At 70.7% G+C, this 22,965-nt stretch carries 20 protein-coding genes and 2 pseudogenes; 11 read left to right on the top strand and 11 right to left on the bottom strand.

From position 1 onward, the window contains the following. Positions 1-37: 37 nt before the first annotated feature. On the bottom strand, positions 38-940 hold the full coding sequence (locus IEY89_RS30140) for a LysR family transcriptional regulator (protein WP_189150676.1): 903 nt from the start codon (positions 938-940) through the stop codon (positions 38-40). 74 nt (positions 941-1,014) lie between these two features. Between IEY89_RS30140 and IEY89_RS30145 the strand changes: the two genes are divergently transcribed. Beyond that, the gene (locus IEY89_RS30145) at positions 1,015-1,989 is read left to right on the top strand and encodes a DMT family transporter (RefSeq protein ID WP_229695478.1); all 975 of its coding nucleotides are present in this window, start codon (positions 1,015-1,017) and stop codon (positions 1,987-1,989) included. An 81-nt stretch (positions 1,990-2,070) separates the two neighbouring features. Here IEY89_RS30145 and IEY89_RS30150 read toward each other — a convergent pair whose 3' ends face one another. Then, positions 2,071-3,402, bottom strand: a complete 1,332-nt coding sequence (locus tag IEY89_RS30150) for an aminotransferase class I/II-fold pyridoxal phosphate-dependent enzyme (protein ID WP_189150678.1) — start codon at positions 3,400-3,402, stop codon at positions 2,071-2,073. A gap of 46 nt (positions 3,403-3,448) precedes the next feature. Here IEY89_RS30150 and IEY89_RS30155 point away from each other — a divergent pair, with 46 nt between their 5' ends. From IEY89_RS30155 to IEY89_RS30165, 3 genes and pseudogenes are all read left to right on the top strand, one after another. Then, on the top strand, positions 3,449-4,204 hold the full coding sequence (locus IEY89_RS30155) for a pyridoxamine 5'-phosphate oxidase family protein (protein ID WP_189150679.1): 756 nt from the start codon (positions 3,449-3,451) through the stop codon (positions 4,202-4,204). A gap of 5 nt (positions 4,205-4,209) precedes the next feature. Then, a pseudogene (locus IEY89_RS30160) lies at positions 4,210-4,437 on the top strand (FMN-binding negative transcriptional regulator); the annotation flags it as partial. 4 nt (positions 4,438-4,441) lie between these two features. Next, positions 4,442-5,017 (top strand): annotated as a pseudogene (locus IEY89_RS30165) (aldo/keto reductase); the annotation flags it as partial. A 3-nt stretch (positions 5,018-5,020) separates the two neighbouring features. Here IEY89_RS30165 and IEY89_RS30170 read toward each other — a convergent pair. From IEY89_RS30170 to IEY89_RS30180, 3 genes are all read right to left on the bottom strand, one after another. Continuing rightward, complete coding sequence (locus IEY89_RS30170) at positions 5,021-5,986, bottom strand: DMT family transporter (protein ID WP_189150680.1); 966 nt, start codon at positions 5,984-5,986, stop codon at positions 5,021-5,023. A gap of 221 nt (positions 5,987-6,207) precedes the next feature. Beyond that, positions 6,208-7,209 (bottom strand): EamA family transporter, encoded by a 1,002-nt coding sequence (locus IEY89_RS30175; protein WP_189150681.1) that lies wholly within the window; start codon positions 7,207-7,209, stop codon positions 6,208-6,210. 93 nt (positions 7,210-7,302) lie between these two features. Then, complete coding sequence (locus IEY89_RS30180) at positions 7,303-7,887, bottom strand: Clp protease N-terminal domain-containing protein (RefSeq protein ID WP_189150682.1); 585 nt, start codon at positions 7,885-7,887, stop codon at positions 7,303-7,305. Between the two features lie 207 nt (positions 7,888-8,094). Here IEY89_RS30180 and IEY89_RS30185 point away from each other — a divergent pair, with 207 nt between their 5' ends. Then, positions 8,095-8,283, top strand: a complete 189-nt coding sequence (locus tag IEY89_RS30185; RefSeq protein WP_164319830.1) for a hypothetical protein — start codon at positions 8,095-8,097, stop codon at positions 8,281-8,283. A gap of 131 nt (positions 8,284-8,414) precedes the next feature. Next, a complete protein-coding gene (locus IEY89_RS30190; protein WP_189150683.1) occupies positions 8,415-8,843 on the top strand; it encodes a type II toxin-antitoxin system Rv0910 family toxin in 429 nt (142 codons plus the stop codon). A 115-nt stretch (positions 8,844-8,958) separates the two neighbouring features. Here IEY89_RS30190 and IEY89_RS30195 read toward each other — a convergent pair whose 3' ends face one another. Continuing rightward, positions 8,959-9,615: a PadR family transcriptional regulator gene (locus IEY89_RS30195; protein WP_189150684.1), complete on the bottom strand. Its 657-nt coding sequence runs from the start codon at positions 9,613-9,615 to the stop codon at positions 8,959-8,961. A 192-nt stretch (positions 9,616-9,807) separates the two neighbouring features. Between IEY89_RS30195 and IEY89_RS30200 the strand changes: the two genes are divergently transcribed. Next, positions 9,808-10,506, top strand: coding sequence for a LuxR C-terminal-related transcriptional regulator (locus tag IEY89_RS30200; RefSeq protein ID WP_189150685.1), 699 nt, complete (start codon positions 9,808-9,810; stop codon positions 10,504-10,506). A gap of 111 nt (positions 10,507-10,617) precedes the next feature. Continuing rightward, positions 10,618-11,427 carry a PhzF family phenazine biosynthesis protein gene (locus IEY89_RS30205; protein ID WP_189150686.1) on the top strand — a complete coding sequence of 270 codons (810 nt, stop codon included), beginning with the start codon at positions 10,618-10,620 and terminating at the stop codon, positions 11,425-11,427. A gap of 57 nt (positions 11,428-11,484) precedes the next feature. On the opposite strand, the gene IEY89_RS30210 is transcribed toward IEY89_RS30205, so the two are convergent. Together IEY89_RS30210 and IEY89_RS30215 are read right to left on the bottom strand one after the other, a co-directional pair. Then, positions 11,485-12,285 carry a CPBP family intramembrane glutamic endopeptidase gene (locus IEY89_RS30210; RefSeq protein ID WP_189150687.1) on the bottom strand — a complete coding sequence of 267 codons (801 nt, stop codon included), beginning with the start codon at positions 12,283-12,285 and terminating at the stop codon, positions 11,485-11,487. A 250-nt stretch (positions 12,286-12,535) separates the two neighbouring features. Next, positions 12,536-14,053 (bottom strand): glutamate-cysteine ligase family protein, encoded by a 1,518-nt coding sequence (locus IEY89_RS30215; RefSeq protein ID WP_189150688.1) that lies wholly within the window; start codon positions 14,051-14,053, stop codon positions 12,536-12,538. A gap of 576 nt (positions 14,054-14,629) precedes the next feature. Between IEY89_RS30215 and IEY89_RS30220 the strand changes: the two genes are divergently transcribed. From IEY89_RS30220 to IEY89_RS30230, 3 genes are all read left to right on the top strand, one after another. Next, positions 14,630-15,214 carry a hypothetical protein gene (locus IEY89_RS30220; protein WP_189150689.1) on the top strand — a complete coding sequence of 195 codons (585 nt, stop codon included), beginning with the start codon at positions 14,630-14,632 and terminating at the stop codon, positions 15,212-15,214. A 376-nt stretch (positions 15,215-15,590) separates the two neighbouring features. After that, positions 15,591-15,785, top strand: a complete 195-nt coding sequence (locus IEY89_RS30225) for a DUF5999 family protein (RefSeq protein ID WP_189150690.1) — start codon at positions 15,591-15,593, stop codon at positions 15,783-15,785. A gap of 760 nt (positions 15,786-16,545) precedes the next feature. Further along, positions 16,546-16,941 (top strand): guanyl-specific ribonuclease, encoded by a 396-nt coding sequence (locus tag IEY89_RS30230; protein ID WP_189150691.1) that lies wholly within the window; start codon positions 16,546-16,548, stop codon positions 16,939-16,941. A gap of 679 nt (positions 16,942-17,620) precedes the next feature. On the opposite strand, the gene IEY89_RS30235 is transcribed toward IEY89_RS30230, so the two are convergent. The 3 genes from IEY89_RS30235 to gcvP form a co-directional block, all read right to left on the bottom strand. Further along, complete coding sequence (locus IEY89_RS30235; RefSeq protein ID WP_189150692.1) at positions 17,621-18,247, bottom strand: class I SAM-dependent methyltransferase; 627 nt, start codon at positions 18,245-18,247, stop codon at positions 17,621-17,623. A gap of 332 nt (positions 18,248-18,579) precedes the next feature. Further along, entirely contained in the window at positions 18,580-19,533 is a 954-nt protein-coding gene (locus IEY89_RS30240; protein ID WP_189150693.1) for a Ppx/GppA phosphatase family protein, read from the bottom strand. 427 nt (positions 19,534-19,960) lie between these two features. Next, complete coding sequence (gene gcvP, locus IEY89_RS30245) at positions 19,961-22,846, bottom strand: aminomethyl-transferring glycine dehydrogenase (protein WP_189150694.1); 2,886 nt, start codon at positions 22,844-22,846, stop codon at positions 19,961-19,963. Positions 22,847-22,965 lie beyond the last annotated feature (119 nt).

Raw genomic sequence — 22,965 nt, forward strand, 5'->3', positions numbered from 1 at the left:
ACCCGCACCCCCACCCGCCGACCCCGCGGAGCGCCCCTCACCCAACCCCCCGCCCCACCACCCGCAGCGCCTCGACCGCCGCACGAATCGACGGCCGACGGTCGGCATCCGCACGCCAGACCACGTACACATGCCGCCGCACACGCTGTCGCAACGGAACGGTGACAACCCCGGCAGGCACCGGATCACGGCCCAGCAGCGGCGCGATGCACACACCAAGCCCCGCCGCGACCAACGCCAGTTGCGTATGGGTCTCCGCCGCACGATGCCCGATGCACGGCTCGACCCCCTTGGATCGCAGCGTGAACATCAGCCACTCGTGGCAGAACTCCCCCTCGCCCCACGTGATCCACTCGTCCTCGGCGAACTCCCCGAGGTCCACCTCGCTCCGGCCTGCGAGCCGATGAGCGGCCGGCATCGCCACGTCCGCCTGGTCGTCGAGGATCGCCGCCTTCACCAGACCGTCGGGCAACGGCATCGGCTTGTTGTACCAGTCGAGCACGACCGCCAGATCCAGGTCCCCGCGCACCACCCCGGCGACCCCGGCCTCCGGTTCCAGCTCGCACGAGCGCACCCGCAGGCCGGGATGCTCCGCACGCAGCGTCGCGAGCGCGGCCGGGAACAGTCCGCGCGCGGCGGTCGGGAACGCCGAGAGCCGCAGTTCGCCCACCACCTGCCCGCGCTGCGCCTCCAGATCCGACTGGGCCAGCTCGACCTGGGACAGGATGCGCGCGGCATGGTCCGCGAGCAGGCGTCCGGCGTCGGTGAGCCGCACGCCCCGCCCGTTCTTGGCGAGGAGCTGCTGCCCCACTTCCCGCTCCAGCTTGGACATCTGTTGCGAGACGGCCGAGGTCGTCACATGCAGCCCCTCGGCCGCCCCGCTGACCGAGCCGTGCCGGGCGAGGGCGTCGAGGGTGCGCAGGCGTTCCAGGTTCAACATGTAAGTGATCCTACGAGATAGGGCGAACACATGCTCGCTTGTGCTACGAGATCGACTCGGGGATCGTGGCGCCCATGAGCCGCCTCACCACCCCGAAGCCCACGGCACCCATGCCCACGCCCACGTCCGCCCGGGCCGGTCACCGCCCCGCCCTCGACTGGCGCGTCCGCTTCGGCGTGCTGTCCCTGGTCTGGGGCTTCAGCTTCCTCCTGATCAAGGTGGGCACACAGGGGTTCGCGCCGTTCCAGGTCACCTTCGGCCGTCTGCTGTTCGGTACGGCGGTCCTGGCGGCGGCGTTGGCGGTGAAGCGGGAGCGACTGCCGCGCGGTGCGCGCACCTGGGGGCATCTCGCGGTGGCCGCGTTCCTGCTGAACGCGCTGCCGTTCTCGCTGTTCGCGTACGCGGAGCTGACGATCCCGTCCACGCTCGCCGGTATCTGCAACGCGACCTCGCCGCTGTGGGGCATGGCCCTGTCCCTGGTGGCGCTCTCGGAGGACCGGCCCACGCGGGCGCGGGTGGCCGGTCTCGGTCTGGGCTTCACAGGTGTGCTGACCGTCCTCGGCGTCTGGCAGGGCTTCCACGGCCTGGACGCCACCGGGACCGCACTGGCCCTGCTGGCCTCGCTCAGCTACCCGATCGGCTGGATCTACGTCCGCCGTACGCTGGCGGGCTCCAGCCACTCGCATCTGTCACTCAGCGGCGCCCAACTGCTGCTGGCCACCCTGCAACTGGCCGTGGTCACACCGCTGTTCACCGGAATACCCGACGGCGTCCCGCTCGGCCCGCTGCTCGCGATCGTCGCGCTCGGCGCCCTGGGCACAGGCTTCGCGATGCTGCTGCAGTACGGCCTCGTCGCCGAGACGGGCCCGACGACCGCCCAGATGGTCACGTACTTCATCCCGGTCATCGCCACCGTCGCGGGCGTCACCCTGCTCGGCGAGACCCTGACCTGGTCGACACCGGTGGGCGCGGTGGTGGTACTGGCCGGGGCGGCACTCACCCAGGCCGGTCCTCGCCGCCGCCACCGCTGGCCCGAGCCTCGGCCGTAGGTTCGCGCCCAGCGCGCCGCAGAGCTCCGGCGGGTCGCCGGTCGGACCATCGGGGCTGGTCACACCCTCGCGCCGGCCCCCTCACACGTAGGTCCGCGCCGGGGCCGGCCTCACCGCGGCGGCGATCGCGTCCGCCAGCGGACCCGTCTCCTCCCGCGTCAGCGTCGCGACGGTCACCCGGATACCGGACGGGGCGTTCATCCGGAAGCGCGCGCCGGGGGCGACGGCCCAGCCGGCGTGCAGCAGCCGGGCGACCGCGCCGGTCTCGTCCGGGACGGGGATCCACACGTTCAGTCCGCTGCGCCCATGGGCCGCGACCCCGCGCTGCGCGAGCGCGTCGATCAGCGCGTCCCGGCGCCGCCCGTACGCCGAGGCCACCGCGCGTGTGTCCAGTGCGCCATCGGCCCACAGCCGCACGACGGCCCGTTGCAGCAGCCGGCTGACCCAGCCCGGCCCGAGTCGCTGCCGCCCCAGGACCCGGTCGACGGTGACGGCGTCCCCGGTGAGGACGGCGAGGCGCAGATCGGGGCCGTACGCCTTGGCGACCGAGCGGACGAACGCCCAGTGCCGGGTGACCCCGGCCAGCGGGTGGAGGGGCTGGTCGACGATCCGGTAGCCGTGGTCGTCCTCGATGAGCAGGGTCTCCGGGTGCTCCCCGAGCACGGAACACAGGGCACGTGCGCGCGTGGCACTCATCACGGCCCCGGTCGGGTTCTGCGCCCGGTCCGTGACGATCAGCGCCCGCGCCCCGGCCGCCAGCGCCTGCCGTACGTCCTCGGCGAGCGGCCCCTCGTCGTCGACGCCCACCGGAACCATGCGCAGCCCGAGCGCCGGCACGAGATCCAGCAGCCCGCCCCACCCGGGGTCCTCTACGGCAACCGTGTCACCGGGCTTGAGGTGTACGGCGAGGACGCGCTCGATGCCGTCCAGCGCACTGGAGGTGAGGGCGAGGGGCCCGTCCGGCACACCGTCCGCGTCGAGGTCGGCGCGGGCGATGCGGGCCAACTCCGGTTCGACGGTGGCGTCCCCGTAGAGCACCGGAGCTCTGTCACCCTGCTCACCGGCCGCCGCGAACGCCGCCGCCAGAGACGGCAGCAGCACCGGATCGGGGTTCCCGTGCGCGACGTCCCGCACACCGGCGGGCACCTCCACCCGGATGTACTCGCGCCCGGTGGTGGCCGGCCTGGAGCGCACCCGGCTGCCGCGCCGCCCGTGGGTTTCGATGACCCCGCGTTCGCGCAGCGTGCGATAGGCGGCGGCGACGGTATTGGGGTTCACCCCGAGCCGCTCCGCCAACTCCCGCATGGGCGGCAGCAGTTGACCGGGTTCCAGCTCCCCGGCACCCACCGCGCGTTCGACGCTCGCGGAAATCTCTGCTGCACCCCGACCTTGGATCGGATATTCTCCTAGCACAACGCTTATTATGCACTAGTGCAATATGGACCGCAAGGAGACGGCGATGTCGGGGACCACACCGGACGAGCAGAGCACGCAGGACGCCGTACAGGAAACGACGTCGGCACCACCGCAGGAGGGCCACCAGTCACCCCCCGCACCTCCCGCCGACACCTACGCCCCGACCGACCGCACGGTCCCCACCCGCTCCGCCGACCGTGCTTCGTACGACAAGGAGTCGGTGCACGCGATCCTCGACGAGGGGTATGTGTGCCACCTCGGCTTCGTCCGTGACGGTGCGCCGGTCGTGCTGCCGACGCTGTACGCGCGGCTCGGCGAGTGCCTCTACGTCCACGGCTCGACGGGCTCGCGCCCGCTGCGTATGACGGGTCGGCCCGACCCGGGCCTGCCGGTCTGCCTGACGGTCACGCACGTGGACGCGCTGATCCTGGCCCGGTCCGCCTTCCACCACTCGATCAACTACCGCTCGGTGGTGGTCCACGGCATCGCCCACCAGGTGACGGACCCGGACGAGAAGCGCCTGGCCCTGGATGTCCTGGTCGACAACGTCGTGGCCGGCCGCTCCGCCGACTCGCGGCCCGCCAACGCGAAGGAACTGGCCGCCACCGCCGTGATCCGTATCGACCTCGACCAGGTCTCCGCGAAGATGCGCACGGGCGGGGTCAACGACGAGCCCGAGGACCTCGCGCTCCCCCACTGGGCCGGTGTGGTTCCGCTGCGCAAGGGCTACGAAGCTCCGGTCGCCGACGCGGAGTTGGCTGCCGGCACCCAGCTCCCCGACTACCTCGGGGCCCGCTGATCCCGATGCCGATCCACCCGTGGGACGCCGCGGAGTGGCAACAGTGGCTGGCCGCCCACGACTTCGGCCGGCTCGCCGTCAACGGCCTGCCCGGCGAGGTGCCGTACGTCCAGCCGCTGCACTTCGCGTACGACGCCGAAGCGGTGACCCATCCGGCCCACCCCAACCGCACTGGCCCGCACTGGCCCGCACTGGAAGGAAACCCGGTCGTCCTGCTCAGCGTGGTCGAGGACTGATCCCGAGAGCCTCAGGTCGGCTGTCCACGACAACCTCCGGCACCTCGGCGTGGACGTACTCGACGTGGTGAACCTGCGTGTCGGCGCCGACCTGGTCGGCGGACCGGCGCCGCTCGACGAGAAGTTCGGGGCGCTGGCCGAGCTCCAGAAAGAAGGTCTGATCCGGCATCTCGGGCTGAGTGCGGTCACCGCGGACCAGCTGACCGAGGCGCAGGCCATCGCCCCGGTCGTCACCGTGCAGAACCTCTACAACCTGGCCAACCGCGGGGACGACGCGCTGGTCGAGCGGTGCGCGGCGGAGAACATCGCCTTCGCCCCCTTCTTCCCGCTCGGCGGCTTCACCCCGCTCCAGTCGCAGACCCTCACCGATGTCGCCGCCCGCCTCGACGCCTCGCCCCAGCAGGTCGCCCTGGCCTGGCTGCTCCAGCGCTCACCGAACATCGTCCTCATCCCCGGTACCTCGTCACGGGCCCATCTGCGCGAGAACATCGCCGCCGCGGACCTGACACTGCCGGCGGACGCCATCGCGGAACTCGACACGATCGGCGACGCGCAGGACATCGCCCAGGGCGACTGAGTCTCAGCCGAGCACCCTTCCGGGCTCCGCCCGCCGCTCCGCGCTTCCGTCCGCACCAGCACCTCGTGTCTCCGCCACCGCGAGCCCCGCCACCGCGCCCAGCATCACCAGGGTGCCCACGACGGTCGCCATCGTCAGCCGCTCACCGAGCAGAGTGACGGCGAGGAGTGCCGCGCTCACCGGCTCCAGGAGCATGACCACGGAAACGGTCGCCGAGCGGACGACGGCCGCCCCGGCGAAGTACAACCCGTACGCCAGGGCGGTGGGTACGGCGGCGACGTACACCAGAAGCCCGACGAACCGCAGGCCGTCGTCGGTGTGCGGGAGGAGCCCCTCCGCGAGCCCGAAGGGCAGCAGACAGAGCGTCGTGACACCGAAGGCCCTGACGGACGTACCGAACGCGTCCGTTCCACCGTCCCGCCCCCACCAGCGGGTGAGAAGGGTGATCACGGCGTACCCGGCCGCGGAGAGCACGGCCCAGGCGACTCCCGACGGCCGCACCTGGGCGCCGCCGCTGCCCAGCAGCACCGCAAGTCCGGTGAGCGCCCCCGCGACGGCGACGGTCCCGCCTGCTCCCAGCCGCTCGCCCATGGTCACCCGGGCGCCCAGCGCGATGAGGACGGGCCCTGCGCCCAGGGTGACGACGGTGGCGACCGCGAGGCCGGTGGCCTGGACGGACGCGAAGTAGGCGGTCTGGAACACGGCGAGCGAGATGCCGGTGACACCGGCGCGGAGGGCCTTTCGGCGCCTCGGTTCGGGCCGGACGGCCGTACGGCGGCGCAGTGACCGTGCGAGGAGCAGCAGGACGAAGCCACCGGCACAGCGCCAGAAGGAGAGGGCGACGGGACCCATGTCGCTCACCCGGTGGACGAGGGAGGCGGCGGCGCCCGCGGTGCCCCAGGCGACACCGGCGACGGTCAGGAACAGCAGGCCTCGCCCGATGGGAAGGCCGGAGACGGTGTTGGACACGGGAGTCTCTCCGCAGACGCGCGGAGAGGGGTCGAAAGACCGCCCACCGCACGGAGGTTGACGAAAGGACCCGGGCCCTCAGGGCTCCGCGGGATCCTCGGACGTCGTCTGCGGGCAGCACCGTACAGCCGACGGCGATACGTCGGACATGTTCTCCGGAGAGCCCGCCTCAGGCGGCCGGCGGCGGAAGGACGAGTGCGCGTGCGTACATGGTCACGACCCTATGCGGCGGTATGGCGGTCCGCCACGTCCTTTTCGGGTCCCCGGGCGACCGGCTCCGCCGACCCCTTGGCGGGCGCCGACGACTGCGCGATGAACGCGCCCAGGAGCACCACCGCGCCCCCGAGGATCTGCGGCGCCGACAGATGCTCGCCCAGCAGCACCCAGGCGAGCACGGTCGCGATGACCGCCTCCAGACACGCCACGACCCCGGCGACCTGCGGCGAGAGCCGCCGCACGGCGAGCACTCCGGTGATGTAGGCGACGACCGTGGCGACCAGCACCAGCCAGCCCAGCAACAGCCCGGCCGCGACGGGCGTGCCGTCCATGTGGGCGGTGCCCGCGAGCACGGACCAGTCCATGCGCCACGGCCGCGCGACGACGGTCAGTACGAGGGCGCCGACCAGGAGGCCGTACGCGATGACACCGAGCGGGTCCGGCGCCTCGTCGCCCGCGTCGCTGCCCTGGTCGGACAGGACGAAGTAGCCGACCTGACAGCAGGCGGCGGCGAACGCGAGCAGCAACCCCACGGCGTTGAAGCTCAGCCCGGACCACACCTCGACGACACAGGCGAGCCCGCCCACCGCGAGGACGACACCGAGCGCCGCGGCACGGGTCACCGGCCGCCGCTGCACGAACCGCACCCAACCGAGCACGAGCGCGGGTGCCAGGTACTCGACGAGCAGAGCGACCCCGACGGGGATACGGGAGATCGCGGCGAAGTAGCAGGCCTGGACACCGGCCACGGCGAACAGGCCGAACCCGGCGAGCAGCGCGGGCCGTCGGCGCACCAGCCCCCGGTGCCGCACGGCCAGGGGCAGCATCACGAGAGCGGCGCCCGTCACGCGCAGCCACACCACGTGCAGCGGATCGAGGCCCGCCTCGATCAACGGCTTGGCCGCGACCCCCGACCCGCCGAAGGCGACCGCCGACACCAGCGCGAGCCCGAGCCCGACGCTCTTGCCCAGACCGACCTCACCACTCCCTGACGTACGCACCGGCACATGATGACAGGCGACGACATGACCGTCACCCCCGATGACACCTGTCTCACCGACTGGACGGGACCCAGGGCTCCGTCGAGCGGGCTCCGCGCCTCAGCCGACGCAGTCGGGGCCCCCGGCGTACTCCTCGCACCCCGCCGCCGCGATCAGTTCGACCTGCAGCATCCGCGCCGGCAGCTCCCCCGCGTCGACTCCACCCCGTCGCAGCACCTCGACGGCCCGGGACTGTGGTTCCGCGACGATCGCCGCGAGCAGATCGGTCCCGCGGGCCTGTGCGTCACCGCGTCGCCCGGCCCGCTCGCACGCCTCCTCCAGCGCGCCCGCCGCGACCGGTGACCAGCCCGCCGTGTGCGCCACACCCGGCAGCACGGGCAGTGCCCCGGAGTCCTCGACCGAGCCCTGCCAGCGCAGCCCGTAGCCGATGCTGCGCTGCACGAGATAGCCGAGCAACCGTGCGACCTGCGGATCTCCGCCCTCGAAAACCGCGCGCACCTCGGGATCGGACTCCAGGAGCGTGTGCAGCAGATGGGCCGTGTCGATCTGCCGGTCCCCGTCCCGCAACGCCCGTCTGCGCGCACCGGCGACCACCGCTGCCAGCTCGGCGGTGAGCCTGGCATCGTTGTCCACGCGGTTCGCACCGTGCTCAGTGGTCGACTGCCGGGGGATACGGGGTTGCACACCTTCACCCCATCAGCACCAGCGGATCCGGTCATCCTCGCTACGCACCATTTCCGCGTCCCACGGAGGGTGGGCATCGAGCGCGGAATCTCCTCCTTACGGAGGACATCACGCCGCTCCGACACGAAGGCGACAGAAGGAGCGCGCACCCTCGTTCCGCGCGCCCTCGGCGCAACCGGAGCACTCGCTCGCACGTCCCACTCCAACATGGAGAGCAGGTGCTGGCTGGTGGCGCTGCCGGCCACGGACGGCAGACAGTACGTGTACCGGGTGTACGCCCCGGAGGACGCGCTGCTCGCCGACCTGTTCTGGGAGGCGTGGCACTGTCACGACGAAGGCCCCTTCCCGCGCGCGTGGGACCTGTTCGACGCGGCGGAGATCCAACGGGTGGGCTGAAGCCGCGCCGCCCAACAGCTCGCCATGCCCCACCTCACCGTGACTCTTTCTGACGACTCGTCAGTATTGAATGTTCCAGCCCTTCCGGCTACGTTCCGCGACACCGCAGCCCGAGAGACAGAGGTGGTCGCATGGCCGAAATCAGCGCGGAGGCACACATCCCGGCTCCGGCGGAGAAGATCTGGGCGCAGCTGACGGACTGGTCGGCGTACGGAGCGTGGAACGCGACCCACACGAGCTTCCCGAAGGGCGGCCCCTCCGTACTGGAGGTCGGCGGCACCTTCGAGGAGAACATGAAGCTGATGGGCTTCCCGGCCGAGGTCGACTGGACCATCGAGGAGTGGGAACCGGCCCGTACACTAGCCATCCGGGGCAAGGGCCCGATGGCGGTGACCGTCGCCACGCGTTACACCCTCACGCCCGACGGCGACGCCACGACCGTCCGCATCGACGGGGAGTTCACCGGCGCGGCCGTGTCCCTGATGGCCGGCAAGCTGAAGGACTCGGGGACGGCCGCCCTGAACGAGTCCCTGCGCAAACTGGCCGGCCTGGTGAACTGAGCCCGACCGCGAGCACCGTACGACCACACGAAGGCGCCCCGCGGACACTTCCGCGGGACGCCTTCGCGCACGGGGGACACGCCGCAGGGACGGACATGTCTCCGAGGGCGGCCCATCAGTCCTCGTCGGCGAGGATCAGATACAGCTTCTTGCGCGCTTCGTTGATCACCGTGAGCGCCTTCTCGCGCTGTTCCTTGGTGCCCGTCTTCCAGACCTGGCCGAAGGCCTCCATCAGGCCGAAGCCGGCCTGGCGGATGTCGTTCAGCGCCTCCCAGTCGACGCCGCGTCCGGCCTCTTCCCAGGGCGCCTCGGGGCCCTCGTCGGCCGCTGTGCGACCGGACTCGGTGAGCGCGAACAGCTTCTTGCCGCCCTCGCTCTCGTTGACGATCAGACCCTCGTCCTCCAGCAGCTGAAGGGTGGGGTAGACCGAACCGGGGCTGGGCTTCCACGCCCCTCCGCTGCGCTCGGCGATCTCCTGGATCATCTCGTAGCCGTGCATGGGCCGGTCCTTCAGCAGGGCCAGGATCGACGCACGGACGTCACCGCGCCGCGCCCTGCCCCGCGGTCCGCCCCGGCCGCCGCGCCCACCCCAGGGACCCGGACCGAAGCCAGGACCACCAGGACCGCCGGGACCACCGAAACCGGGCCCGAAGGGACCGAAGGCGGCCCGCCGCCCTTCAGAACCGCCCCGACCGAAGCCTCGGGGACCGCCATGACCGTGTGCGCGTCCGGTACCGAAGCCCGGACCGAATTCCTCTCCATGGGAACGCATCGCAACCACTCCATTCGTTTGCCTTGTCGTTGATCTGTCGCGATGCGTCAACGATATATCGGAATAGCTCGCGCGACAACCCTCGCGAGGAAGTGACCCAGGCCACATCGGAAACGATGACGTTTCGATAGAGGTGAGGGCTAGGCTGACCCCCAAGTGAACGAAACTGTTTCGTACAAGGAGAGTGCCCCCATGGCCTCCGTACTCGTCGTGCACCGCCAGTCCCTGCAACGTCTCGGACTGCGTATGCTCCTGGCGGCCCAGCCCGACCTGACCGTCATCGGCGAGGCGACGAACGGTGCGGAGGCGGTTCGCATGAGCACCGCTCTCGGACCCGACGTCGTCCTGATGGACAGCCTGGTGGTCGACACGGACGGCGTCGACGTCATCCGTCGCATCAGCCGGTTCTCCACCCTGCTGCCTGTCTCCGAGAACGCGAGAGCCGCAGAACACCGCGCACGTGTGCTGGTCCTGACCCCCACCGGCCACGAGCGGCACGCCTACGCGGCACTGCGCGCCGGAGCCGGCGGGTTCCTTCCCCAGGACGCCACCCCCGAGGAGCTGACCGCGGCTGTCCGTATCGTGGCCGCCGGAGACGCCGTCACCACCCCCAGCCTCACCCGTGCGCTCATCGACACCGTCCGGCACGAACGCACCATCGGCTCGCCGGGACGGGAAACCGAGCTCGGCGCGCTCACCAGGCGCGAACGCGACGTCCTCACCGCGGTCGCCGCCGGCTGGTCCAACACCGAGATCGCCACGCGCCTGTCCATCTCACCGACCACGGTGAAGTCCCACGTGAGCCGCATCCTCACCAAGATCGGCGCACGCGCACGCGTGCAGGCGGTGGTCTTCGCGTACGAGTCCGGCCTGGTACGACCGGCAGCCTGACCCTCCACCCGCCCAACGGACCGCTCTGCCCCCGGCCGGCCGCCGATCCAGGTCCAGGAACCGGGAATTGGCCTTGGTGCCCCACCCGCCGCCCGCCTAGCGTCGTCTCCCATGCGCATGCGAATCGTCGACGCCTTCACCGACCGCCCGTTCGCCGGCAACCCGGCCGGCGTCCTGCTCCTCGACGCCTTCCCGGACGACACCCGGCTTCAGCGGATCGCCCTGGAGGTCAACCACGCCGAGACGGCGTTCGCCCATCGCCTGCCCGAGGGCGGTGAGGCCGACTGGGCGCTGCGCTGGTTCACCCCGGCCGCCGAGGTCGCGATGTGCGGCCACGCCACGCTCGCCACGGCCCACGTCCTGCACACGACCGGCTCCCACTCGGGACCCGTACGGTTCGCCACCCTCAGCGGTGTCCTCAGCGCGACGCCCCACGAGGACGGCTCGATCACCCTCGGCTTCCCGACCGCCCCCCTGACCCGCGTCGAGCCTCCCGCCGGGGTCGCCGAGGCGCTGGGCACGGAGGCGCTCGCGGCCTTCGACACCGGCCCGAACATCAACGACCTGCTGATCGAGGTCGCCGACGAGAAGACGGTCAGGGGTCTCAACCCCGACCTCAAGGCCCTCGTCGCCCACTCGGAACGAGGCATCATCGCCACCGCCCGCGCCGACAACCCCGCCGAGGGCTACGACTTCGTCTCGCGCTGCTTCTTCCCCCGGATCGGCATCGACGAGGACCCGGTCACCGGCAGCGCCCACACGGCACTCGCCCCCTACTGGTCCGAGCGCCTCGGCCGCCCCGACCTCACCGGCCTCCAGGCGTCCGCCCGCACCGGTCTGGTCCGCACGGAACTCCGCGGCGACCGCACCCTGCTGACCGGCCGGGCGGTCATCACCATCGACGGCGAGCTGCTCGCCTGAGGGCACACGGAAGGGCGTACGAAACCTCGTACGCCCTCGGCCGGCCACCCGAGCCGCTCAAGCGGTGGGCAGCCACCCCACCTTCCCCGCCAGCAGGGCGTACCCGACGAACGCCCCGATGTCGAGCAGTGAGTGCGCCACGACCAGGGGACCCACCCGGCCCCACCGCCGGTAGAGGTACACGAACACCACCCCCATGACCATGTTGCCGATGAACCCGCCGATGCCCTGGTACAGGTGGTACGACCCGCGCAGTACGGAACTGGCCACCAGCGCCGCCCCCGGGGTCCACCCCAACTGGCCCAGCCTGCGCAGCAGATACGCGACGACGATCACTTCCTCCAGTACGGCGTTCTGCACCGCCGAGAGGATCAGCACCGGGTACTTCCACCACACCTCGGGCAGCGCCTCCGGCACCACCGTGAGGTTGAAGCCGAGGCCACGGGCCGCCAGATAGAAGGCGATTCCGGTGCTGCCGATCACCGCCGCGATCGCGGCCCCCCGGCCGAGATCGGGCCAGGGCCGAGTGCGGTCGAAGCCCAGCGTGCGCAGCCCCTCCCCCTCGCGCAGCAGGAAGTGCGCGACCAGGGCGACCGGTACCAGCGCCGTCGTGATGCCGAAGAGCTGCCAGGCGAGATCGAGCCATGGACGGCCCGGTGCCGCCGAGGCGTTGAGGGTGGCCGCCTGGTCCTTGAGGCCACCCGGTTTCGTGACCGACCCGACAAAGCTGATCAGCGCCGAGACACCGCTCGCCCCGAGCGACAGCCCCAGAACCAACAGCGTCTCGTCCCGGAGAGTCCGCCGCGACGGCCGCTCCTCAGGGACAGAACCGGCCACCGCGCCCGCCTCCACCTGCACTCCTGCCTCCAGATGTGTAGTCCCACCGCTTCCGGCGCGCCTCTTCCTTCTCCCTGTCGTACGGCCCGTGCGGCCGATTCAGCTCATACGGCTGTTTCGCGCCACGTGTGCTGTTGACCAGGGAGGGACACCACCGTCATGGGACATCACAGCTTGCCCGATCCACCTGAGGACGGCATGAGTGACCCCCGTGCACGCGCCGACCGCCCCACGGGGACCATCACGACGGCACTCGTCATCGCTGCGGTGATCACCCCAGCGGCACCGGGTCCGGCAGACCCACCGGCCACGTGTGCACGGGCTCACCGAGGTGCATCAGCTCGCTGTAGCGCCGGGTGGTCGCGGCCAGCGCGGCTTCCCGGGACAGCCCCTTCTCCAGGGCGCGGTGGAAGGTCGCCGCCTGCCAGGACGCTCCGTTGGCCCGTCGCCGGCACCGCTCCTCGATCACCCCGAGGTACAGGTCCCGGTCGGCGGGTTCGACCCCCCACGCGTCGAGACCGGCCGCGGCGAGCGGCAGCAGTTCGTCCCGTACGAGATGCACCGCGTCGACCTCCGCCGTGCCGCCGAACCGGCCGCCCCGGGGCCACCGGAGCCGCGCGTCGATGCCGTACCGGCAGGCGGCGTCGAAGTTGGCGGCGGCGGCCTCGAAGGGCAGCCGGGTCCACACCGGCCGGGGCTCCTCGGCGAGCGCCCGGACGACCCCGTAGTAGAAGGCCGCGTTGGCGATGACGTCCGTGACGGTCGGCCCGGCGGGCAGCACCCGGTTCTCGACGCGCAGATGCGGAACGCCGTCCGCGATGCCGTAGACCGGGCGGTTCCAGCGGTACACGGTGCCGTTGTGCAGCACGAGCTCGCCGAGCTTCGGCACGCCTCCGGCATCGAGAACGCCCAGGGGGTCCTCGTCGTCGCAGATCGGCAGCAGCGCCGGGTAGTAGCGCAGGTTCTCCTCGAAGAGGTCGTAGGCCGACGAGATCCAGCGCTCCCCGAACCAGGTGCGCGGCCGTACGCCCTGCGCCTGAAGCTCCGGCGGACGTGTGTCCGTGGACTGTGTGAACAGCGGGGGCCGCGACTCGCGCCACAACTCGCGGCCGAACAGGAAGGGCGAGTTGGCCCCGATCGCGACCTGCGCGGCGGCGATCGCCTGCGCCGCGTTCCACACGTCGGCGAACCGCCCCGGAGTGACCTGGAGATGCAGCTGTACAGACGTGCAGGCGGCCTCCGGAGCGATGGATTTCGATGTGCACGAGAGGCGCTCCACGCCCTCGATGTCGAGCGTGAAGTCCTCGCCACGGGCCGCCACGATCTGTTCGTTGAGCAGGGCGTAGCGATCGACGTCGGAGAGATTGGAGGACACCAGGTCGTCACGCTCGAGCGTCGGCAGAATGCCGATCATCATGATCCCCGCGTCCACCTCGTTCGCTTTCCGATGGGCGTACGCCAGTGACGTACGGACCTCTTCGGCGAGCCGGTCGAATACCCGGCCCGTGAGGCGATGGGGGGCAATGTTGACTTCCAGATTGAACATGGCGAGTTCTGTTTGGAAATCGCGGCTCGCGATCCTTTCGAGTACTTGTCCATTCATCATTTTCGGCATGCCGTCGGGCCCGACGAGATTCAGCTCGATCTCCAGGCCCAGGAGATTCTTGGGGCGATCGAACCGCTTCTCGGCCAGCAGCCGCTCCAGCCCCGTCAGACACTGCCGCAGCTTGCTGCGGTAGCGCTGGCGATCGGACAGGTCGAACGGCCCCGCCACGACCTTCTCCCCCATCGGAGCGTCCCTCCTCGAATGGGCGGGCCGAAGATCCGGCCGCTGATGTCCCGGGTCACGTGGGATAGTGCCCACCAAACGCGATCGATAACGCGTCGCCCGTTCCCGTCACCCGCTACCCTGGCCGAAGTGACCCGGGGCACATTCATCCGGCATGGCGTCGCGGACGGGTGCGGGCCGAGGGCCACCCGAAAGTTTCACCCAGTCGCGAAGTCGTGAAAAACGCCGACGACAATTGGCCGACCGCTTCAGGCCCGTCCACCGAGGTCACCGCCGTACACCCGGCCGGGAATCGGTGGAAACACCTCGCAACGCCGACTGACCAAGCCCTTGCTCTTCATGCGGAAAACGGTTAGACGAAACATAGTCAGAACACGTGTCGTATAAACTCCGCGAACAAGGGCAGAGAGTCGGCGCCCAGGTCCTGAGTCCTGCTATCCAGGTGACGTTCGGCAGGCCGCATCCCGTCAGCGCACCCGGCCCCGCCTCTTCGGCCCCGACAGACTTCGAGAGCTGACAGCGCCGTCCGCCCCCGCCCTCGCGCCACCGTGCCTGTCGAATGAGAGGCGTTCCACCATGCCCCTGCATGTCCCCCCGGCTCCCGCGCCCGCACTGCGCACCGTCCTCACGGCACTCGGTTCCCCCACCGCCGTCCGCGAGGCTCGCACTCCGTCCCTCCGCAACGCCCAGGGGCCCACCACCCCAGAGCTCCCGCTGCCCGTGCACGTCCTGGACCGGATCACCCCTGCGGGCACGTCCGCCACCCGGCTCACCGGGTGGCGCTTCCTGATCCGCTCCGGCGACCGCGCGGTGGCCGCGGCCGAGACCATGCTGACCCCTGACGGCTGGGCCTTCTCGCACTTCTTCGAAGGGCCCTACATCACCTCCACCGAGCGCGCGCTGCGCCAGGCCGAGACGATGAAGCAGCCGTACCAGGCGCGCCTCCTGTCCGTCCCCGAGCTGTACATGCTCACGCTCTGGCTGCACGGCGACATCACCGCCGACGGCGCCGAAGGCCGGCCCGCCGAGACCGACCTCCTCGTCCCGCTGGCGCCGGCCCCGCCGGGCATCGCCGCCCACCGTCCGCACCGGGTCGGCGAGCTGCTACCCGTCCTGACCCATCGGGTGACTCCGGCCCCGCTGTTGAGTTCCCCCGCCTGAGCGCACACGACACGACACTCTCCGTATTCCCACGTGTCCCGCCGCCGAATTCCCGGAGGCGGGACACGCTGCTCCTTCGCGCGCCATTACGCTCGTACGAGCCATTAAGGGTTGGCGACCCGTCCGGACTAGCCCTATCCGGCCATCAGGAACCACCCAAAGGGACAGCCCAGTTGGGCTGAACCGTCCGCCCGGGTGATGCGTCTTGAACCTGTGAGAAGCGGTGCGGCCAAATACCTGCGGATTGACGCCCGTAGGGCAACACTGGGTTCGAACCGATTTACCACAACGGGGGGCGGCCATGAACAGTGCTTCGAGCCGCAGGACAGACACGACAGCCATTTCACACTCCATGACAGAGCGAAAGATCCCATCAATGTGCCAGCACCAGCCACCGTGCCCGACAGCTCACTCCACCGACCGGGAGTCCGCCCGCCTCATGGCGCACCACCCGGAACAGGGATGGAGCCTGCTGTGCAACGGCGTCCTCCTCTTCGAGGACACCGGTGAGCTCCTGCCCGACGGCCAGATCATCGCCCCGCACCGCCCGGCGGCGATGACAGCCGCCTGACGGCCACGCACACGGACGAACGGCAGCCGCTCCCGACGTCAGGAGCGGTTGCCCGAACAGCCGAAAAGACGAAGAGGGGCCGGCCCGCAGCCACCTGCCGCGAACCGGCCCCGACGCATGTCCGAGGGTGACTACTCCCCGTAATCCTGCCGCACCACTCCGATCGGGCCCTGATTCAATCGGCGCCGCGGAAACCGAGCCAGAGGCCATCGCCCTCTGTTCCCGGCTCCGCCCCCGACGAGGCCGGGGGTGTCGATCCGAGCCTGAGCCCTCCTGACGGTCATCCGGACTTCCCATGGTCGAGCCGTGACGGGGACAACCTGGACTTCACTCGGGTCAGACAGGCGCGCGTGCCTCCAGTACGACATCGTGGAGGCGTCGCCGGCACCGACACCATGGGGCAGAGCCACCACAGCAGACCGCTCACCTCTACGGCCGACCGACGCGCCCTTTCCACCTGCCGTCGGGCTGCCGCCGATCCCATCCCACCCGGAACCTCACCGGCCGCTACTGGACAGGCAGCTACAGCAGCCACGTGGGCGCACACCTCGGGCTCGACAATCTGACGTCCATGCGGGACCAGGCACGCACCGCGCTGACCCAGGCCAGCGCCCCCAACACGCCCGGCCGCAACACGCCAAGCCCCCTCCGCAAGGACGCCGATCCCGAAGTTAACAACCGGAAAACTCATCGGACGAGACGGGAAAATCTGCTGAGTTGTCATTGACATGCCACTGTCTACGCGCGTCATCATGGAGGCATGAGATTCCCCCCACGGATCACTCGTATCGGCGTCTCGGCCGCCGTTCTGTCCGCTCTCCTGGTCGGCGGTACCGTCACCGTCGGCACGGCCGGCGCCGCCACCTCGGCGGTAGGCAGCATCTGCTACGGCGACCTGCCGTCGCAGGCCTACACCACACTCAACCTGATCGCGAAGGGCGGCCCCTACCCGTACTCGCAGGACGGCAGCGTCTTCCAGAACCGCGAGCGCATCCTGCCCAGCCAGAGCACCGGCTACTACCACGAGTACACCGTCAAAACCCCTGGCTCCTCGACGCGCGGTGCACGCCGCATCGTCACCGGCGAGGACTACCAGGAGGACTACTACACGGCCGACCACTACGAGTCCTTCGACCTGATCGACTACGGCTGCTGAGCCGACCGACCAGGCAGGCCCGCTGAAGGAACGGCGCCACCGGGCAGAGACCTCTTTTCGGCCCACCCAGGTCTCCGGCCCTGCCCAGTTGCATCACGGCTCGACCCTCGCCTCGCGGCTCTCCCCCACATTCACGGGCCGCGGGGCGCAGGTGCTGTACCCGACCGGGAGTCGGCATCTCGCTGCCTGCACCGAGCGGGGTCGGCCCGAGAGGGTTCCTTCGCTTCTCGGCCCTCAGTCCCACTGAGCCTCCGGCCCCTGCGGCGAACGCCGCAACAGGCCGCCGCCCGCCGTCGGTTGCGGCGCCCGAAGCGGGTCGGCATCTTGCAGGCAGGCAACGCCCAGACCGGGACGCCCAGTTCCGCTGTCTCAATGAGCAATCCGGCGACCTGAGTCCCCGCCGAACGCGCCCTGGGCACAGTCCTTCACCGCACATCGGCGGGAGCTCACACGGCGGGGTCGATGCCCGGGGCCGGTTGGTAGGCCACGACAACCACGTGCGAATCCGCGAACGTCCTGTCGTGCGCCGACGTGATCGGCGAACGCCGACCGGCCGACATCGTCGCGGAGTGTGCCTGGCTCGCTGACGTCATGGCCCTCGTCCGAAGCCTTCGGCTCCGTCCGTTGCCCACGCGTGGGTCTCCTGCATGAGGAGGACGGTCGCGGACAGGGCTCGGGCTCACATGGTGGGGCGGGAGTGCACGCTGACGGCATAGCCGCAGCCTGGGGAGTAGGGATCACCACTCCAGGTGGCGTAACGCTGCCGCAGCGTCAGTCCGGCCCCTGTGCACCAGCGGTCGAACTCGGCAAGGGTCACCGGCGGTTCCGGCAGGGGCAGGTGTGCGGCGTCCAGTCCCATGCCCGTGACCAGCAGCCCGCCGGGGCGCAGTACGGCGGCCAGGTGCCGGACAACGGCTGGTTCCGTGCCGGGGGCCAGCAGCGGGATAACGTTTCCGGCGGCGAGCGCCAGGTCGAAGCCCGGATTCAGGCCGAGGGTGTCCAGACGGGACAGGTCACCGAGGAGCCACTCCTGTGTGGGCGCGTTGCGGCGGGCGACGGCGAGCATCGAGGGGTCGACGTCCACGCCGGTGCAGCGGTGGCCCAGTTCCGCGAGCCGGATCGCGATCCGGCCGGTGCCGCAGCCTGCGTCGAGTATCCGGGCTGCGGGCTTCACCAGCGCGGCGCAGAACGCGGCCTCGCCGTGGATGTCGTGGCCCGACTCGGCGAGCCGCGCGAAACGCTGGGCGTACGCCTCTCCGGCCTGTCCGCCGGTCAGTTCCGCCCAACGGTCGCCTCGCCCGGTCATGTTCAGCGTGCCTTCCGGTCAGCCTCGCCCGGCAAGGGCGAGGACGGTGCCATCGCACTTCTGCGTTCGCACTCGTAGGGGTAGACCTCGTGGCCTGCTACGAAGGTACACAGGCCGAGGCACGAACAGCAGCCCGGCCGGGCACTACGCCGGCACCCGCACCTGACCCCACCCGCCTGCCGTGGCCGTCGCGCAACCAGTGGTGTGAAGACCCGGCAGCAGCCCTCAACGCGACGGGGCGGTCTCCTCCGTCTTCTGCAGGGCCCGGCTACGGCCCCTGTGCCGGCAGCAGCGGTCAGCGATGGAAGGCGGGAGAGCAGGATCCTTTGGGTTCAGCCGGCGCGGCGGGAACGGCCGGCCGGGGTGGGAGCCACGCCGAGGTGTTCGAGCAGGAGCCCTTCCCGGGTGGACCAGGGGCAGATCTCGACGCTCTTGGCCCCGCAGGCTGCCATGAGGGACTGGGCGATCAGGGCTCCGGCCAGGGACTGCTCGGCACGGTGCCGGGAGATGCCCGGCAACTTGGCACGGTGGGACGGTGCCGCGTCGGCCAGCAGGGAGGCCGCCGTGCGCAGTTGGGGCAGTGTGAGCCGCCGCCTTGTGCGCGGTGTCCTGCTCTGGGCGGCGGCGAGCCGGCCGAGCTGTTCGAAGGTCTTGGAGCAGGCCAGTACCCGCCCTCCCGGCTCGGCCTGCGGCAGGCCGGGGACCGTTTCCAGGGACTGGCTGAGATGCTGCAGGACCTCAGCCAGGCGACGTCGGGACGGCACCGTGCCGCCGGGAAGCCAGTCCCGGGTGATCCTTCGGGCGCCCAGCGGCAGCGAGTGCACGACGCGGGGTTGGTCTCCGGTACCGGAGGCGATCTCCACGGTGCCGCCGCCGATGTCCAGGACCAGCAACTGCCCAGCCGTCGGGCCGGCCCACTGGCGGGCGGCCACGTAGGCCAACCGCGCCTCCTCCTCGCCGGTCAGCACGCGCAGGCGGGTGCCGGTAGTGCGTGCCACACGCGCGATGACCTCGTCGCGGTTGGGCGCATCCCGGATGACGGAGGTCGCGAACGCGAACACCTCCGGTTTACGCGGACGCGGATCGGCGGCGACAGCCTCGGCCACAGCCCGCTCGACACTCTCCATGCCGACCTTGTCCAGACGCCCTTTGCGGTCGAGGGTCTCGTGCAGTCTCAGCCGAACCTTGCGGGAGAACACCGGCTCCAGCACCGTACCCGGACGCCGCCGCACCACCGTCAGCAGAGCACTGTGACACCCGACATCAAGCACACCCACCTGCCGCATTCCCTCGCCTCCCCCTGGCCCCCGCACTCGACCCGCCCCGTCTCCGTTTTCCGTCTCCCGTTCTCCGACACCCCTCGCCGACAGCACGACGGGAATCCGAACCAGCATGTAAGCATATCGTCACCCCCCGTTCACTCTTCCTCCGGCCCCCACATTGCTGGAGCGGAGATACGTGAGCTCCGAAATGAAGAGCACGTGCACACCGCCGTCATCAGGGTGTCAGCCGACGCGCGAACGCCTCCTGGGGGGGCGCTGTCCCGTGCTCCACAGCACGGAACAACGGCCCGCGGACCCGCGAACTGCCGGGCGCCGTCTCCACGGTCAACCCCGACTCCGACCTGGCGCGCGCCCACCCGAACGAAACCGAGAGCTTGCGCAGAATCAAGGCCCCGACCTGCACAAATGCACGGAAGGTCCCCAGCCCCTCCTACTCCTCGTAAGCGTCCAAGGGCGGGCAGGAACAGACCAGGTTCCGGTCACCGAAGGCCTGGTCGATGCGGCGCACCGGCGGCCAGTACTTGTCGGCCGCCGAGACCCCGGCCGGGAAGACCGCCTCCTCGCGCGTGTAGGCGTGCGTCCACTCCCCGCCGAGCGCGGCGGCGGTGTGCGGCGCGTTCCGCAACGGGTTGTCGTCGGCCGGCCAGTCGCCCGCGCCGACCTTCTCGATCTCGGCGCGAATGGCGATCATCGCCGCGCAGAACCGGTCCAGCTCCCCCAGGTCCTCGGACTCGGTCGGCTCGATCATCAGCGTCCCGGCCACCGGGAACGACATCGTCGGCGCGTGGAAGCCGTAGTCGATCAGCCGCTTCGCGATGTCGTCGACGCTGACGCCCGTCGCCTTGCTGATCGGCCGCAGATCGATGATGCACTCGTGGGCGACCAGCCCGCCGGGCCCGGTGTAGAGCACCGGGTAGTGCGGCTCCAGCCGCTTGGCGATGTAGTTGGCGCTCAGCACGGCCACCTGCGTGGCCCGCTTGAGCCCCTCGCCGCCCATCAGCCGGACGTACGCCCACGAGATCGGCAGGATGCCTGCGGAACCCCAGGGCGCCGCCGAGATCGGCCCCACACCCGTCTCGGGCCCGGCCGCGGGCTGCAGGGGGTGGTTGGGCAGATAGGGCGCGAGGTGCGCCCGCACGCCCACCGGGCCCACGCCGGGGCCGCCGCCGCCGTGCGGGATACAGAACGTCTTGTGCAGATTCAGATGCGAGACGTCCCCGCCGAAGTGCCCCGGCTTGGCCAGCCCCACCAGCGCGTTGAGGTTGGCCCCGTCGACGTACACCTGCCCGCCGGCGTCGTGCACCTGGGCACAGATGTCGGCGACATGCTCCTCGAACACCCCGTGCGTGGACGGGTACGTGATCATCAGCACCGACAGCTCGTCCCGGTACTGCTCGATCTTCGCCCGCAGATCCTCGACGTCGATCTCGCCGTCCCCGGCGGTCTTCACGACGACGACCTTCATGCCGGCCATGACGGCACTGGCCGCGTTGGTCCCGTGCGCGGACGACGGAATCAGGCAGACGGTCCGCTGCTCGTCGCCGTTGGCCCGGTGGTATCCGCGTACGGCGAGCAGTCCGGCCAGCTCGCCCTGCGAACCGGCGTTCGGCTGGAGCGACACCTTGTCGTAGCCGGTGACCTCGGCGAGCTGCTCCTCCAGCTCACGGATGAGCGTGAGGTAGCCCTGCGCCTGCTCGGCGGGCGCGAAGGGGTGCAGCTGGCCGAACTCGGGCCAGGTGACCGGCTCCATCTCCGTGGTCGCGTTGAGCTTCATGGTGCAGGAACCCAGCGGGATCATGCCGCGGTCGAGCGCGTAGTCACGGTCGGCGAGCCGGCGCAGGTAGCGCAGCAGCGCCGTCTCGGAGTGGTACTGGTGAAAGACGGGGTGCGTAAGGATCTCGTCGGTGCGCAGCAGCGCCTCCGGCAGCGTGTCCCCGGCATCGGCGTCGAGCGCCTCGATGTCGCCGTCGACCCCGAACGCGGTCCAGACCGCGCCCAGTTGGGCCCGGTTGGTGGTCTCGTCGCAGGAGACGGACAGCCGGTCGGCGTCGACGAGGTGCACATTGACGCCGTGCTCGCGCGCGGCGGCGGCGATCTCGCCGGCCTTCCCGGGCACCCGCACGGTGAGCGTGTCGAAGTAGGCCTCGTGGACGACCTCGACGCCGCCCGCCGTCAGCCCCGCGGCGAGGATCGTGGCGTACCGGTGGGTGCGCCGGGCGATGGTCCGCAGCCCCTTGGGCCCGTGGTGGACGGCGTACATGCCGGCCATCACGGCCAACAGGACCTGGGCCGTGCAGATGTTGCTGGTCGCCTTCTCGCGGCGGATGTGCTGCTCCCGCGTCTGCAGGGCGAGCCGGTACGCCTTGTGCCCGTCCGCGTCCACGGAGACACCCACGAGCCGCCCGGGCAGGCTGCGCGCGAACTGCTCGCGCACCGCCATGTATCCGGCGTGCGGCCCGCCGAAGCCCATCGGCACACCGAAGCGCTGGGTCGTCCCGACCGCGATGTCCGCACCCAGTTCACCGGGCGAGGTGAGCAGCGTCAGGGCCAGCAGATCGGCGGCAACGGTGACCACGGCCCCGAGCCCGTGCGCCTGTTCGACGACGGCCTTCAGGTCCCGTACTGCACCGGAGGCGCCCGGGTACTGCAGGAGCACACCGTTGATCTCGCGCCCGGCGATGTCCTCCGGGATGCCCGCGCTCAGGTCGGCGACGACGACCTCGACGCCGACGGGCTCGGCCCGTGTCTCGATCACGGCGATGGTCTGCGGTAGGGCGTCCTCGTCGACGAGGAAGAGCCCCTTCTTGTTCTTGCCCATACGCCGGGAGAGCGCCATCGCCTCGGCTGCCGCGGTGCCCTCGTCGAGCAGCGAGGCACCGGAGGTGGGCAGCCCGGTGAGGTCGGCGACCATGGTCTGGAAGTTCAGCAGTGCTTCGAGGCGCCCCTGCGAGATCTCCGGCTGGTACGGCGTGTACGCGGTGTACCAGGCCGGGTTCTCCATCACGTTCCGCAGGATGACCGGCGGGGTGAAGGTCCCGTAGTACCCGAGTCCGATCATGGACCCCAGCACCTGGTTCCGGTCGGCCAGCGACCGCAGCTCGGCCAGCACCTCGGCCTCGGTGCGGGCTCCCGGCAGATCGAGGGCGTCGGCGTTCCTGATCACATCCGGGACCGCGGCGGCCGTCAGCTCGTCGAGCGAGCCGTATCCGACCTGCGCGAGCATCTTGGCCCGGTCCTCGCGGTCAGGCCCGATATGACGCCGCTCGAAGGGCGTTCCCTGTTCGAGTACGGCGAGCGGAGTGCGGTGGGCGGTCATGATGGAGGCCTCCTGGTCGTCGCGACCTTCGAGGGGCACCACGGCACGGGTGCCCGAACGGCCTCCCCCTCTGTCATCTCAACCTGAGAGCTTCACCGGGTCGCCAATACACTGACGTC

The organism is Streptomyces lacrimifluminis (genome assembly GCF_014646095.1).
Lineage (GTDB): Bacteria > Actinomycetota > Actinomycetes > Streptomycetales > Streptomycetaceae > Streptomyces > Streptomyces lacrimifluminis.